The organism is Rufibacter psychrotolerans, assembly GCF_016924645.1.
Lineage (GTDB): Bacteria > Bacteroidota > Bacteroidia > Cytophagales > Hymenobacteraceae > Nibribacter > Nibribacter psychrotolerans.
In genome coordinates this window covers 204,945-219,305 of record NZ_JAFFJV010000009.1, presented here as the reverse complement: position 1 = coordinate 219,305, position 14,361 = coordinate 204,945, and the positions used below count along the sequence as shown (strand labels likewise).

Annotated in this window: 10 protein-coding genes and 1 pseudogene; 3 read left to right on the top strand and 8 right to left on the bottom strand. The window is 50.0% G+C overall.

Annotated elements, in window-relative coordinates:
• Positions 1 to 129: 129 nt before the first annotated feature.
• On the bottom strand, positions 130 to 1,014 hold the full coding sequence (locus JT718_RS09965) for a hypothetical protein (protein ID WP_205502237.1): 885 nt from the start codon (positions 1,012 to 1,014) through the stop codon (positions 130 to 132).
• Positions 1,015 to 1,559: 545 nt separating this feature from the next.
• Here JT718_RS09965 and JT718_RS09960 point away from each other — a divergent pair.
• Positions 1,560 to 1,982, top strand: a complete 423-nt coding sequence (locus tag JT718_RS09960; protein ID WP_205502235.1) for a hypothetical protein — start codon at positions 1,560 to 1,562, stop codon at positions 1,980 to 1,982.
• A gap of 632 nt (positions 1,983 to 2,614) precedes the next feature.
• On the opposite strand, the gene JT718_RS09955 is transcribed toward JT718_RS09960, so the two are convergent.
• The 7 genes and pseudogenes from JT718_RS09955 to JT718_RS09925 form a co-directional block, all read right to left on the bottom strand.
• On the bottom strand, positions 2,615 to 3,160 hold the full coding sequence (locus JT718_RS09955; protein ID WP_205502233.1) for an REP-associated tyrosine transposase: 546 nt from the start codon (positions 3,158 to 3,160) through the stop codon (positions 2,615 to 2,617).
• A gap of 806 nt (positions 3,161 to 3,966) precedes the next feature.
• Complete coding sequence (gene uvrA / locus JT718_RS09950) at positions 3,967 to 6,510, bottom strand: excinuclease ABC subunit UvrA (RefSeq protein WP_205502231.1); 2,544 nt, start codon at positions 6,508 to 6,510, stop codon at positions 3,967 to 3,969.
• A 177-nt stretch (positions 6,511 to 6,687) separates the two neighbouring features.
• Positions 6,688 to 7,266: a DUF6169 family protein gene (locus tag JT718_RS09945; protein WP_205502229.1), complete on the bottom strand. Its 579-nt coding sequence runs from the start codon at positions 7,264 to 7,266 to the stop codon at positions 6,688 to 6,690.
• A 296-nt stretch (positions 7,267 to 7,562) separates the two neighbouring features.
• Positions 7,563 to 7,757: pseudogene (locus JT718_RS09940) on the bottom strand (hypothetical protein); the annotation flags it as partial.
• A 138-nt stretch (positions 7,758 to 7,895) separates the two neighbouring features.
• Positions 7,896 to 8,579: a hypothetical protein gene (locus JT718_RS09935; RefSeq protein ID WP_205502225.1), complete on the bottom strand. Its 684-nt coding sequence runs from the start codon at positions 8,577 to 8,579 to the stop codon at positions 7,896 to 7,898.
• 61 nt (positions 8,580 to 8,640) lie between these two features.
• Positions 8,641 to 10,002, bottom strand: coding sequence for a hypothetical protein (locus JT718_RS09930; protein ID WP_205502223.1), 1,362 nt, complete (start codon positions 10,000 to 10,002; stop codon positions 8,641 to 8,643).
• Between the two features lie 577 nt (positions 10,003 to 10,579).
• The gene (locus JT718_RS09925; RefSeq protein WP_205502221.1) at positions 10,580 to 12,172 is read right to left on the bottom strand and encodes a hypothetical protein; all 1,593 of its coding nucleotides are present in this window, start codon (positions 12,170 to 12,172) and stop codon (positions 10,580 to 10,582) included.
• A gap of 703 nt (positions 12,173 to 12,875) precedes the next feature.
• Here JT718_RS09925 and JT718_RS09920 point away from each other — a divergent pair.
• Together JT718_RS09920 and JT718_RS09915 are read left to right on the top strand one after the other, a co-directional pair.
• Positions 12,876 to 13,379 carry a DUF3592 domain-containing protein gene (locus JT718_RS09920; protein WP_205502219.1) on the top strand — a complete coding sequence of 168 codons (504 nt, stop codon included), beginning with the start codon at positions 12,876 to 12,878 and terminating at the stop codon, positions 13,377 to 13,379.
• Entirely contained in the window at positions 13,376 to 13,963 is a 588-nt protein-coding gene (locus JT718_RS09915; protein ID WP_205502217.1) for a hypothetical protein, read from the top strand. The genes JT718_RS09920 and JT718_RS09915 overlap by 4 nt, the downstream gene beginning before the upstream one ends.
• Positions 13,964 to 14,361: the final 398 nt, after the last annotated feature.

Genomic DNA, 14,361 nt, shown 5'->3' with positions numbered 1-14,361 from the left:
GAAGCAAAAAAAAGAGAGGTCCGCCTGCCCCAGGTGCTGGAGCAGGCGGACCTCTAGAAAAGTCTGATTTGGAGCTATTTTCCGGAAAACAGCCCTAAAACCGGTGGACGTGGGCGCGGCTTTCGGCCCTTACTCGCACACGTAGTCAAAGGTGGTGACGGTGCCATCGGCGCCCGTTCTCCTGGTGGGCCGGTTTTGGGCTGAGTAGGTGTGCGTGAAGGAACGGGAGTAGTTGTGGATGCTCATGTCGGCGGTTCCGGGACCTTTCACAGTACCCTCCAGCGAGGTAGCCGACACGACCGTCACCGAGTTGTTCTTAGACAAGGTGCTGGCCAGGGAATTGGGGTTGGTGTAGAGCAGGTAAGGAATTTCGTGCAGCGGATTGATCTTGTCGTCATGCGTGTACTGCAGGTTGATCACCACATCGGCGAGGATCTCCGCCCCCCTGAACGACAGCACCCGGTACTCCCGGCTCCTGACCATGTTTCCCCGGGCATCATACGTGTAAGAAACATCATTGGTGAGCAGGGGCGCCTGCCCCAACAAGAAGTAGTTCTTGGCGGTGATGAGCTGCTTCTGGGCATTGTAGCCCAACTCTCTTGAGGAGTTTAGCCTGAGCGTACCGGTTCGTTGGGGATCTGAAAACAAATTAATCTTCCGCAGGAGGTTCTGGGCATCGTACTCAAAGGTATAGTACTGCACCTGCTGGCCCTGCTCCAGGAAAACGGTACGGGCAACCCTGCCGCTGCCATCGTACTCCGCCACAATGTTCAGGGTTTTGGGGGCGGGCAGGTTCACCGTCTCGTTGATGGTGGTAAGCTGGTCATTGGCGTAGACAAACTCGCGGGTTTGGGTAAAGCCCAGGTTGGGGTTGGTAAACACTTCCCGGGTGAGGTAGCAGGCCCCCACCTCCTCCACCACAGGCTCTGGCTCTTTTTCTTTGTCCTCGCTGCAGTTGACCGTCAGCACGGCAAGGGCCAGCAGGAGGCTACAGGTACGTAGAGATTTTAGCATAGAAAGGCTTTTTAAGGGAGACAGGAATCTGGTCTGTGGGGGGAGCCTAATTTACCAAAATATGGCGGCAAGTAGCATGCCGGGGCCTGAAAAATTTAGGGTCCTGCCACCCCACCGTTGGCGGGTGTTGGTGGTATTCTCACCCTCTGCGTCTGGCGTTTGTGTTGGACGGGAGCTTGCTGGTTGGGCCTCCTTCTGCGCTTTGGAAGTAATGTTCCTGGGTTGCAAGTAGTGCCCCACTACGTAAGGGTGGCCCTTTCCGCACCTTGGAAGGATTGTTCCGTTTCCTGACGAGGTTCGGAAATGCGTGCGGACACGAGCCGGAGGCTCGCGCCAGCGAGAAAATGTTGTAGACAGGTGGGGAACGCGTGCCCGTGGAACTGGCTTGTGCTGCGCGCGCCGCGCCCCTGCTACTCTAACCACATCCCTTTTTCCCCCGAACCCCGCCCCCGCAAGGCGGGTGCAGGGTACAATTTATATATTTAAAATATTCTATACTCGTAGCAGTTCTATCCGTATAAACCACAAAACAAACGAAAACTGCTATGACAACGAACCACACACTGGCGAAGGTGGGCCTTGGGTTTGCCTTCCTGTTCTTGTTTGCCTCCTGCACGCAGCAAGCCCAGAACGAGACCAACGCCGAAGCGACCGAAGTAGAAACCGAAACCCGGGCGGCCGGTGCCGAAGCCTCCAGCGAGCTAGACGAAGCCGGTACTGAAGCCGACCGGGACCTGAATGATTTCTCCACCTGGGTACAGGACAGAACCGCCCGGGCCAAAACCGCCACCAAAGAAGAATGGCAGGAACTCAAAACCGAGTACAAAACCCGCGAAGCCCAGCTAGAAGCCAAAAGCAGCACCTGGGATGAAAAAACCAAACAGAAGTGGCAGCAGACCAAAGACTCCTGGAACAAGTTTGAAGACTCCACCCAGGCCCGACTGGGCATTCCGGAAGACAACGACTAGGCTGTGTCTGAAAAATGCTCCCGGAGCTTTTCCATCCGGTTTCCCTCGGCTGATCTCTGCCGCCATTGCCTATAGTAGGCCGGCGTTTTGGGGCTACTTTCCCTAAAGCAGCCCCAAAACGGTACTGCCCCGCCATTTTTCAGACACAGCCTAGGCTTTCTTACAGTAAAGAATATGACCCAGGAGAGATGGCGGGCAGCCCCCACCGTCTCTCCTTTTTTGTGGTGTTTATCCAGAAACAGCCTTAAAACTTTGTATGCCGCACGTTTGAGCGGAGCGGTACCTTGTGGCTGACTATGATGCCAGTTTGTAAGTGGCTTGATACCTAATCAGGTAATTGGTTTCACCCGTTGCCAACTGGTGGTCATGGCCGTTTTTGGCCTCATTTTCAGAAAAGAGGCCAAAAAGTTTCGCCCGTTACTAACTGGCGGTCATGGTTCCTCCAAGTTACCACTCCGCTTAAACTTGAAGGATAATCGTACAAGTGCTTTATGCGCCGGCACTACAGAATTATTGATCAGTATCTCGCTGGCGCGAGCTTGCAGCTCGTGTCCACACGCATTCCTGAACCTCTTTCCACAACCGCAGTCCCGCTCCCCTTTCACAACTGCACCTTGCCTGCAGCCCCAACTTCAATCCAGGTCAATCTCAATAAGCCCTTTTCCACCGCTATAATCAAGGGCGCTGCTATACTTCCAGTGGTGTGGTTCAGAGACAAAACCCGCCTCTACCGGATTTAGATGGATGTACTGTAACTTCTGCTCAATCACCGCAGGACTCCACAGTTCAACGGGTTGGTTATGCTGCTGCCAGAACTGCCGCTTCTGCACATTGCTGTTTTTCAAACCGGCTCTTTCCATCAACCACAGCATCCACTCTTTCCGGCTTTCCTGCATGTTTTCAGCAATGGCTTTCTGCAACTGCTTTGAGGTATGCGTCTTGAAATCCTTTAGCAGCGCACTTGGGTTGTTTTCCTTCGCCCGGAAAAGCAAATGCACATGACTGGGCATCACGCACCAGGCATAAATTTCCATTCCTTTGTGCTTCCGACAATAAGCAAGACTATCTGTGACAAGCTGGAAATATTCCTCCCGCGTAAACACATCTATCCAGTAGACCACCGCAAAGCTCACAAAGTACAGACCTTCCTGATTGTAGAACTTATACTTTCGGCTCATGGAATTCCTTTTAGCGGTTGAATGGACTGAAATTTATTGGCTGAGATTCAAAGAAGAAAACCGGTTTATCTCTGCTACACACCCTAGGTTGCTGAATTACCCCGCTGGCGCGAGCTTGCAGCTCGTGTCCGCACGCATTGCTGGATTACTATAGATTGGTGTAGAAGAGACATTGGTTCTTCCCAATACCTATTATGATTAGACCAGAAGTTTAGCATTGCAAACACAAGAGGATTAAGCAATGCGTGCGGACACAAGCTGCAAGCTCGCGCCAGCGAAAATAGCTCAATTTAGTACAGGCAATGTGTGTGGACACGAGCTACAAGCTCGCGCCAGCGGAAGCCAGCGAAAAAAGCTCAATCCAGTATAGGCAATGCGTGCGGACACGAGCTGCAAGCCCGCGGCAGCGGATCTGCATTCCCAAGCCTACTACTGCGTTTCTGGGCCGCTTTCCAAAAACGAATGCCAGACCAAGCCCTTTTCTTTTTTTGAATTCCTAATTCTTGTCTCAACAATATTGTCTCTACGTTTCTGCCAAAAGCGGAGCCGTTTTGCCCTCGCTGGCGCGAGCTTGCAGCTCGTGTCCGCACGCATACCTGAATCTGCTTTGCTGATTAACTTATCTCTGCTACTACTTGGCTAGCTTTGGCAAAGCAGTATTATGTGGCAGTCCATAGTAAATCAGCAATGCGTGCGGACACGAGCTGCAAGCTCGCGCCAGCGGATCTGCACTAGTGGGTCTAGTTATACGTTTTTGAGCGGCTTTTCAAAAAAAGGCCAAAACCTACCCCAATTCTTGATTCCCATCATCCTCTCAACGCTTCTGCTAGAAACGGAGCGGTCTTGCTGCCTGAGGCGGAAGCTACTTCCTCCGGCGTACCGGCCGCTACAATCTTTCCGCCCTCTTCCCCTGCTCCCGGTCCTATATCAATGACCCAATCACTAGCGGCGGCGACGCGCATGGTGTGTTCTACTACCAGCACGGTGTTGCCGGCGTCTACCAGTTTTTCCAGTTGGGCCATGAGTTTGTCTACGTCTGCCGGGTGCAGGCCGGTGGTGGGTTCGTCTAGCACATACAAGGTGTTGCCGCGGCTGAGGCGTTGGAGTTCGGTGGCGAGTTTGATGCGCTGGGCTTCGCCGCCGGAGAGCTCGGTGGCGGGCTGGCCGAGGCGCAGGTAACCCAGGCCTACTTCGCGCAGCACGGTGAGGATGCGGTGGAGGGTGGGTTCCTCGTCAAAAAACGCATGGGCGGCGTCTACGGTGAGGTTCAGGACCTGGGCGATGTTAAGGTCGCGGTAGGTGACTTCCAGGGTTTGGGCGTTGTAGCGGGCGCCGTGGCAGACGGGACAGGGGGCGTACACGCTGGGCAGGAAGAGCAGTTCCACCATCACGAAGCCTTCGCCCTGGCAGTTTTCGCAACGGCCTTTGGCTACGTTGAACGAGAAGCGGCCGGCGTCATAGCGGCGTTTTTTGGCCAGTGGGGTATCAGCGAAGAGTTTGCGCACGTGGTCGAAGAGGCCGGTGTAGGTGGCCATGTTGGAGCGGGGTGTGCGGCCGATGGCTTTCTGGTCTACCCGCACCAGCCGCTTGATGTGCTCCATGCCGCTCACGATTCTGCCGCCCAGGGTCTGCGGGGCAGGGCTTTCCAACCGGTCGGCTTCCTCCTCCTCGGGTTGGAGATCCTGGCCCAACCATTCGGCTACCAGTTCTACCAGTACCTGGCTCACCAGGCTGCTCTTGCCGGAGCCCGACACGCCCGTGACGGTGGTGAACACGCCCAGGGGAAAGGCAGCACTCAGGTTGTGCAGGTTGTTGCGGGTGACGCCGCTGAGTTGGAGCCAGCCGGTGGGCGTGCGGCGCGGGCGCGTTTGCACAGGGGCCGTGCCGAACAGGTAGGCGGCGGTTTGGGAGTTGGTGATCTGTTGCAGGCCTTCGGGCGGACCGCTGTAGAGGATTTCGCCGCCTTTCTCGCCGGCGGCGGGGCCTACGTCCACGAGCCAATCGGCTTGCCGAATCACGTCCAGGTTATGCTCTACCACAAACAGCGAGTTGCCCGCTTTCTTCAGGTTGGCCAGGGCGGTGAGCAGGGCCACGGTATCACTGGGGTGCAGGCCCGCCGAGGGCTCGTCCAGCACGTACACCACGCCAAACAAATGCGAGTACAGTTGCGTGGCCAGCCGCAGGCGCTGCAACTCGCCGGGCGACAAGGTAGGCGTGCTTCGTTCCAAAGACAGGTACCCGAGGCCCAGGTCCAGCAGCACCTGGATGCGGGCTACCAGGTCCTGCACAATGCGTTGCTTGGCGATCTGTTGCTCGGGGTGAGCCTCGTCTTGGGTGGCGGGGCTGGTGGCCGGGGCGTTCACGTACGGTTGCAGGGTCTGGGTCACGCGTTGCAGGGGCAGGCGCGACAACTCGGTGATGTCATAGCCCGCGAAGGTGACGGAGAGCGAGGCGGGGTTCAGGCGTTTGCCGTGGCAGGTGGGGCAGTCTGTGTGGAGCATGTACTGTAGCACCCGCTTTTTCATCTGGGGGCTGTTGGTGTGGGCGAAGGTATGGAACACGTGCCGCCGGGCGCTGGTGAAGGTACCCATGTAGTTGGGTTCTTCTTTGCGCTGCAGGGCACGGCGGGTTTGCTCTGGGGTATAACCGGGATACACGGGCACCACAGGTTGCTCCTCGGTAAACAAGATCCAGTCGCGGTCTTTCTGGGGCAGCTCGCGCCAGGGCGTGTCTACGTCAAAGCCCAGCGTCACCAGGATGTCGCGTTGGTTCTGGCCGCCCCAGGCGGTGGGCCAGGCGGCAATGGCCCGCTCCCGGATGGTGAGCGAAGGGTCTGGCACCATGCTTTCCTCGGTGACCTCGTAGATGCGGCCCAGGCCGTGGCAGGTGGGGCACGCGCCCTCGGGGGTGTTGGGCGAGAACGCCTCGGCGTAGATGATACCTTGGCCCGGCGGGTAGTAGTCTCCGGCCCGGCTGTACAGCATGCGCACCAGGTTAGAGAGGGTGGTCACGCTGCCCACGCTGGAGCGGGTGGTGGGCGTGCCGCGTTGCTGCTGCAGGGCCACGGCCGGGGGCAGGCCCTCAATGGCGTCTACCTCGGGCACAGCCATCTGGTGGAACAGTCGCCGCGCGTAGGGGCTCACACTCTCCAGGTAGCGGCGTTGGGCTTCGGCGTACAGCGTCCCGAACGCCAGCGACGACTTCCCCGACCCCGACACGCCCGTAAACACCACCAGTGCGTCTCGGGGAATGGTGAGGTCTACGTTCTTCAGGTTATGCTCGCGTGCCCCACGAACGGTGACGAAGCCGGTGAAGGATGAGTCAGGGAGAGAAGTAGAATCTTGTGCCATGCCGTAAAATTAGGAGAGTTAGGTCAACCCCGCTAACGAAAGGCCAAAGCAGCAGTTTTACTTTCCTGTTCAAACCGCATAGAAGACAAATCTTGTTTTTAGGCTGTTTTAGTGAAATCTGCCTCTAAACAGGATTGCACGCTTCCTTTGATCGAAGAAAATAAGAGGAATCTCTTTCTAATTCAAGTAGTAGCTGATTTTCTCAATCATCTCGGGTAAGCAGTCTTCTATTTCCCCTTTATAAGGATTGTCACTGCTGAAGAGCATACAGGCGTACACCGATGGGGTGTTGGCGATAGGGACTTTGATGATTTTCTTAACTCTGTATTGATGGAACCAGATATCAAAGAGCTTGGCTCTCACATGTTGCCTGCCGTCGGTCTGATCACAAACATACAGTAGCACCGTTCTCTTGTCTTTGAATAACTCCTGAATGAATGACACAATGGTATCTGAAACTCTGGGGTCAAACTCCATAGCACGAGCCGTTGGAGAAGTTTGAGAGGGAGATACCATCTCTTCTAGAGAACGCTGGCTGTCGCGCAGTGGCCTAAACCCAAACATAAAGGTATGGGCAGCAAAAAGGGTACCTTCTGGAAAGTACCCTTCTGCCTCGGTGGTATATACCAGGTAAGCCTTACCCTGATCCGTTAGAAACTGAAATCCACTACTTACTTCCAGTAGTTCGTAAGGATTCAGGTTTGACGAACTTGATGCCATTGCTTTGATTCTCTGCAGGGTTTTCCAGGTAAGCATCAATCCGCTTTTTGTCAGCGGCCATTTGCTTGACAACAGTATCCCAGTCTACCTTCCGTTTTGTTTCGGTTGCCATAAGGCCCTCCTTTCTTGTTTACGTGCTTTGGGCAGTACCCTTCGCTACTACTTCTAACACCACTATGTACAAAGTTATGATAATCTATACAAACTTGCCCTACAAAAGGTTTGGTGTTGCCTGAGCATACAGCTGGCAAGCTTGCCGCTACTTGCAAACGTTCTGTTTACCTCCTATTTTCAGGAAAGTAGACCTGAAACAGACCCTTCGCAACTTAGCAGCGGCGCTGGGTCTCGGCGTACAGCGTCCCGAACGCCAGCGACGACTTCCCCGACCCCGACACGCCCGTGAACACCACTAGCGCATCTCGGGGAATGGTGAGGTCTACGTTCTTCAGGTTATGCTCGCGTGCCCCGCGGACGGTGACGAAGCCGGTGAAATTTTCTGGAGTGCTCTGGAGAGGGAGTTTTGCCATGCGGTGAAATTAATAAAACTATATTTCACCAAAAGCTTTACAGTTAGAGCAATTTTTACTTAATTAAAATTTTTAAATATTAAACAACAAAAGCTTCTCCTCAAAATACAAGAACACCTTTAAATGAGTAAGATTAATTCAATTCAAAATAATCTTATTACCTAAAATTACAGAATCATTCCCAACTAACCTCAGCAAATTTAAATGATTCCATAACGGTCCAGAAAGATTTGACATATCATCATATTCTGGTTCTTGCATATATAAGTGAATTGCTCTATGAAGATTATTCAAACTTATTTCATCTAGAATTGTAAGTAATTCCGGATTAAGGTAAGGCATATGTTTGTGTAAAACTTCTATATTAAGCTTTTCGCTATTAAAGTAAAATCCAAAAAAATCAAACCAATTTTCAGGATTATATGGCGGATTATTAAATATCATTGGACACCTACCCCTTAAAGAGATTCCTTCGCACAAATTTCTCAATTCACTTTGAGAAGGCATTTCTGCAAATAATGGAAGGCCTTTAAAATCACATATCCCTTTTAAAATAAAAAAGCAACCCAAATTTAAACTCTTTGTTTTAGATTCAATTATTGGCTTTACAATTCTAATTTGTCTTCTCTTCTCTAAATACACGACTACAATATAAAAAATCACAGAAGCAATTACTGACAAAACAATATTATACAATATTTCGCCAATCTGAAAAGCACCTAAAAACAATTCATTTATATCAACTAAAACAAACTTATAAAGGAAAACAAACACCAATGAGACCAAACCTGTTATAAAAACATAACGATCTGTTTTATCCATCTATCTTATAAATTATCGCAAAACAAAAAATAAATAAATAAATAAATAAATAAAATTTAGCTTACTTTTTTAAATTTAAAAAATAAGCAAATGTATTTTCGTACTTTTTATGTTTTTTATCTTTTACTTTATCTGCTAACTGCAGGGCGGCTTCAGAAAGCAATGGGCTAACACCACCTAGCAATGTTATCAGAGTAGGAGATAATCCTTGAATCAAACCAAAAGAAGATGTTAATGCTCCAACTGAAAAGTTCATTGCCCCCTTTATAAATTTATCTTTAAATATATTATTTTTAGCTTCTTGATATTTCATTAATTCAGGAATTAGTTTTCTGTATAAGAAATCATCAGCATCTACAGTAAACCTTAAATCGAATTCGCTTGTTATAACTTCATTTAAGTTTAAGATCAACTCCTTTCTCAATTTATATAGCTCGTTTAAGCATTTTTCTTTGTAAGAGATAATTTCTGGTATAGTTATACTTTTCAACAACTCATCTGAAATATGAACTTCAGATGATTTTACTAATAAGTGACTTAACTTAAATAAAGGAATATTATAATTATTTAACCACTCTTTATTGACACCCTCTTCACTATTACGAGTTGATTTTACAGCCTTGTGCATAAAGAAATTAAATACATGTTGATCTATAAAAATTGGTATCAAATTAAATTCCCCACAAAGCGCTAGCTTTTTATTCACCTTGGCTACTATAGAGAAAAATTGGTGATCGTAATTGTAAAGCTTATTATTTTTAGCATCAAAAGAACTTTCATATTTTACTTGGGGAAACAATTTTATCCCATGTAATTCAGGAAAAGGAGGACTAGGAACAAACATTACACCTGGATTACTTGTTCTTTTAACAAGCAATGGATATAAAGCTTTCGCAACTCGTCTATCAATTGCATCATAATCATAAGCAATTTTCAATCCAATCCCGTTCTTAGTAAAGAAATCGGATTCTTGATAATTTATGACTTTTAAATATTGACGTTCTTGAGCATATTCAAACCTATCCAACAATGATGTTTCAAGACTTTTATTAAGTTCTTTTTCAAACAAAGGCAATATATTAGACATAACAACTGCCTCAAACGCACCAATTCGGTCTTCTCCTTCTCCACCGTAATTCAAGATATTAGCAATAGGTAAGGTGTCTTTGGGAACATTTGGCTCAGGAACAAATTTATTATCTTCTCTCAATTTAAAACCATCCACACTAAAGACTCCAATACCATCCTTATAATGTTTGTAAGAATAACATACAGCACCCTTTTCTAAAAAATAATCATTATCACTTGGTGGTGTAATGTATATTTCATCAAATATCAGCAACAATCTTTTAAGTTGTAACTCAGTTAAGGGCTTATGGTGAACAACCAACCCCTTTATTCCTCTATCCAGATCTATTATCATTAAACCCAATTTTAATAAAAATTAAATATTATAATTAAAAACTCAATTAATGCTATTCAAATTTACAAAATTCCCACTAATTAGTAATTCAATCTGGTAATTACTACTTCACCATGTAAATTTAAAACATTGAAAATTAGATCATTACTATAAAATTCTACTCCGCTGGCGCAAGCCCGCCAAACCCGGGTATCCTCCATTGATGTGGTGCGGGGCTTGGCCATTGTGCTCATGGCGCTGGACCACGTGCGCGATGGGTGGCACACCAAGGCGCTGGTGCAGGTCCCGCTGTCGTTTGACACCAAACCCCGGCCCTGTTCCTGACGCGCTGGGTCACGCATTTCTGCGCCCCCACCTTTGTGCCACCTCGGCGTACCTCTCCCTGATGCGGGACGGAGACCACGGGCGCGCCCAACGGTTCCTGCTGTCGCGGGGGGCTGGGGCATGGTGCTGGAGGCAACGGTGGCGAGCTTCGGCATCTGGTTTGCCCTCTTCCCTTTAAGAAAGAAAGAACCCCGGTTTAGCGCCTGTTTTTCAGAAACAGGCGCTAAACCGGGGTTCTTCCGCAAAAGACCACTCAGGAAATCTCTTCAATAGCGGCAAGTACGTTTGCCAATGCTTCTTCCAGGCTTTTATCATGGCCATTGGCCTCCAGGACTTTCTTCAAGGCAAAGAGTGCTTCCCGCTCCAGCGAAAGAAACATCTTTGCATCTGTTTCCGGATCTCCTGTAAAGCAGTTAGAGTAGCCCGGCAGTGGTTCATCTGGAATGGAAGAAGCCAGCAAGGCCCCTGAAAACTCCCGAAGACATTCTACATACCGGTCTACCAGATTAGTGAACATGATGCGGTAAGGCTCTTTATAGGGTTCCTCCCAGTTGGCCATCTCCGTTCTAAGCGAGTAGCAGAACTGCATCACTTGCCTGCTCAACCCAATGCCGCTCCAGAGGGCGGTCCATAGATGGTTTGTAGCCGACCCCTGTTTAAAATATTCCCGTGAGCCCTGAAAATACTTCAGCCTTGTGAGTACACAGGAATGGAGATAGCTAAGGTAATTCAGGACTTCAATGTTCTGGAAAGAGGTTGCGTCAAGGTTGTCCCAGGAGTAGCGCACCAGTTCATGGCGGGCCAACCGGGCCTCGGCTCCTTCCTGTTCGTAGGAAAGGGATTGTAAAACAGATTCCACCTTGATGGCCCATAACAAGGAAGCAGCTGTTTTTCCCTGTTCGTCGGCTAACTGCGCCAGGCACGCTAGCCCATCCAATACCGCTTCCAGGTACTCCCACCAGATCTTCGGTTCATACCTGGACAGCTCATTCAGGTAGGTGTACATGACCGCGCATAGCGCTTGCCATTCGGTTTCTTTATCAGCAATCGGGTCCATGCCGTAGTACCCTTGCATCACTTGTAAGCGGTATTGCTCCGGGTAGGGTTGCGCCTGCAATTTCTTTTCTAACTGCTTTCTGCCTTTATCTAAGTTGAACAAGGAAGCTAAAGGACCATCCCAGGAACTGAACTGCTCTTTCCGGCTGAAGGCCCCTAAGATCTGAGCGGCTGCATTGTCTGGTTGCATCGTTTCCAGCTGCTCTATCCAGTAGGTGACATCCATTTGAGCCAACGCCAGCACAATGGTGGTGATAATCAGGTCCTGGTTGCGCAGAAGTGGGGTTTCTACAGGGGATACTTCCGTGAAAGTTGGGGTGCCCTCGTTCGTTAACTGCACGGCAAGCTTAAAATGTGCCAGGACTTTCTCCAGATCAAGACGCTGGTCACGGGGTTTGGTAAGGGAGAGAACAGGACCACGAACAAGGTGTTTCAGAAAAGCATCGGTAAACCCAGGATACACCGGATCTAACAATTGATAAGAACTCCGGACATACCCGCTTAACAATCCCCTGAGAATCTCCTGGTTCATCTCAGATGCCTTGCCCCTGAACTGCCAGCTGGCTACTTCCGGGTCCAGTTCCGCCTTATGCAGATTACCTGCCTTGTAAATCTTCCACCTTCCTCGTTTGCTATCGAAAAGGAGGCAACCTAGAAAGTCAGGGTAAAAGTAAGATCCTCCCCAGTTAAAACGCGCCAGCACCTCCCCGGTTACATACAGCGCATCAGCCCCTCTGTTGATTTGCAACTCGCTTAGGTGAACCGGACCATCAAGTATGGGCTGAGACATGGCAGTTTTGGTTTACAAATAAAGAAAGAGGCTAATTAAAACTCATCGGCCAAGGTTTTAAGTACCTGGCGCTCATGTAAGTTACACAGAAAGCCGCCCAAAGCAAAAGGCGTTTATGGCTTGTTTTTCATGAAACAGACTGTAAACGCCTTTTGCGCCCGCTGGTGCCAGCCTCCGGCTCGTGTCCGCACGCATATTGAAGTTAGTTTTGATGAATTGCAGAAGAGGATCAGGTACGTGTGCGGACACGAGCTGCAAGCTCGCGCCAGCGGATGCAGTACTTTGAGTAATCCTCAAATATAAAGCCCTTGCGCTCCCCCACCCCATCCTTCCAGTTTGAGCGCAGCGGTAACGTGGAGGAGGAATGATGGCCAGTTTGCAACTGGCTTTTTACTCTTTATCTGATCATAGTTCACGCCTTTACAAACTGGCCTCATGGTAAGCCCCAAGTTCCCGCTTCGCTCAACCTTGCGGCATGAAAAGGGGCATGATGAAGGGGCTAAAACTTTTGGCATGAAGAGCCACGAATGGGAGGGGAACGGGCTGTCTGGGAATCTTGCACGGCAACCCATTTCAGCGCTGATTTTCAGGAAGCTGCTCCAAAACGGGGAAGCTACTCCATACAAAAAAAGAACCGAAACCGCTCAACGGTCGCCCAGAAAACGGCGCTGTTTTGTACCTTCGTCCCTCCTACCCGGCTCCTATGCAAGACACTCCTTATACCGCCATGAAACCTCTGTTCTGGCTGGGCACCCTGTTTATTCTGGGGTGCGGACTGTACATGCTGTTCTGGAGCAGAAAGGACCTGCAGGAGTTTCAGCGGGTGACCGGCCCCATTACCCGCATCGCTCCCCAGCACCCCGATTTCCCGCACCGGGCCGGGCCCAAAGACCGGTACCTTTACGTGGCGGGTTTCCCGAAAGCCTTTGAGGTGTACCTGGGCGGCGATACTGGCGACTTCTTGCCAGATTTCCAGTCCATTGCCCACCTTCGCCCCGGCGACACCGTGACCGTGTATTATGAGGAGGCTCCCTCCTTTGTAAAATCAGGCGGGGAGGAGGAGAAAATCATCTTTTTCACGCAACAGATTGAGCGGCAAGGCCAACCTCATTACATCAGGGGAAATTTTAATGTTTATTTCGCTAACTTCATGATCATCACCGGTGCCCTGCTGGGGTGCTTCCTTTTCTTTTACCAAGGCAAATGAACCAGTTAACGCAACGCACGCTCTTCAGCAAAAAAGAATTCACCCTGGGCTCTACCGGGGTACACGTGGTTTCCCATTCTTTGCGGGAAAACCTGGAATACACCGTTCGGTACGAAGACCTGGGCTTTGACCTAGTGAAGCGGCGCGAGAAAACCGCCCTGGTGCCGGCCATTCTCCTGAGTCTGTTTTTCTTCCTGGAAGCCTACCTGCTGGTAGATTCTATTTACCACCAGCAGCGTCCCGCAGAGATCATCATGTGGGCCCTGAGCGCCGCTTTCTTCGGCGTGGTGGCCGGCATGGCGTTTTTCCAGAACAACAAAGACACCGTGTACCTCACCGGAGGCGCCAAAGTGCTGGAATTCTCCCGCCACAAACCCTCCACCGAAGCCGTGGAGACGTTTATCTACCACGTGCACGCCCAGATCAGGGCCTTCTACAAACGCAAGTACGGGGTCATTGACCCTAACCTGCCGCAGGACGTCCTGTGGGAGCGCTTCAAGTGGCTGCAGGAAATAGGCGTGATTACGCAGGAAGAACTGGAAGACCTCTACATGCAACTCCAGATCAACGACCTGCTTTCATAAGTCTACAAAGCGCTCAATAGACGAAGCCCGGTTTTAAGCTTGTTCGTTAAGAACAGGCTTAAAACCGGGCTTCGTTTTTTGGAATCAGGTTATTCTTGGAAGGTCTGTAGCCCAACTATGGCGCAGATTTACTTCCGTGCCTTTGATTTGAAGTATTACAAATGAACTACGATTGATCAGCGGATGTAAACACCCAACTATGGCGCGGATTTACTTCCGTGCCTTTTAAAATATTGCAAATCAAGTGCAATTGATCAGCGGATGTAAACACTTCTCTAGGCTCCCCTCAAGGGAGAATCAATACGTACTAAAGGCAGGAAGTTGACGGTACTACATGATTACGTTACTACATGATTATTCTGAGCTTATAACTAAGATAAATGCTGTAAACCTCTGGG

Excerpts from the sequence above, each read along its gene's own strand:
- JT718_RS09960 (WP_205502235.1), top strand. The coding sequence starts at position 1,560 with ATGACAACGAACCACACACTGGCGAAGGTGGGCCTTGGGTTTGCCTTC.
- JT718_RS09915 (WP_205502217.1), top strand. The coding sequence starts at position 13,376 with ATGAACCAGTTAACGCAACGCACGCTCTTCAGCAAAAAAGAATTCACC.
- JT718_RS09955 (WP_205502233.1), bottom strand. The coding sequence starts at position 3,160 with ATGAGCCGAAAGTATAAGTTCTACAATCAGGAAGGTCTGTACTTTGTG.
- JT718_RS09945 (WP_205502229.1), bottom strand. The coding sequence starts at position 7,266 with ATGCTTACCTGGAAAACCCTGCAGAGAATCAAAGCAATGGCATCAAGT.
- JT718_RS09930 (WP_205502223.1), bottom strand. The coding sequence starts at position 10,002 with ATGATAATAGATCTGGATAGAGGAATAAAGGGGTTGGTTGTTCACCAT.
- JT718_RS09965 (WP_205502237.1), bottom strand. The coding sequence starts at position 1,014 with ATGCTAAAATCTCTACGTACCTGTAGCCTCCTGCTGGCCCTTGCCGTG.
- uvrA (WP_205502231.1), bottom strand. The coding sequence starts at position 6,510 with ATGGCACAAGATTCTACTTCTCTCCCTGACTCATCCTTCACCGGCTTC.
- JT718_RS09935 (WP_205502225.1), bottom strand. The coding sequence starts at position 8,579 with ATGGATAAAACAGATCGTTATGTTTTTATAACAGGTTTGGTCTCATTG.
- JT718_RS09925 (WP_205502221.1), bottom strand. The coding sequence starts at position 12,172 with ATGTCTCAGCCCATACTTGATGGTCCGGTTCACCTAAGCGAGTTGCAA.
- JT718_RS09920 (WP_205502219.1), top strand. The coding sequence starts at position 12,876 with ATGCAAGACACTCCTTATACCGCCATGAAACCTCTGTTCTGGCTGGGC.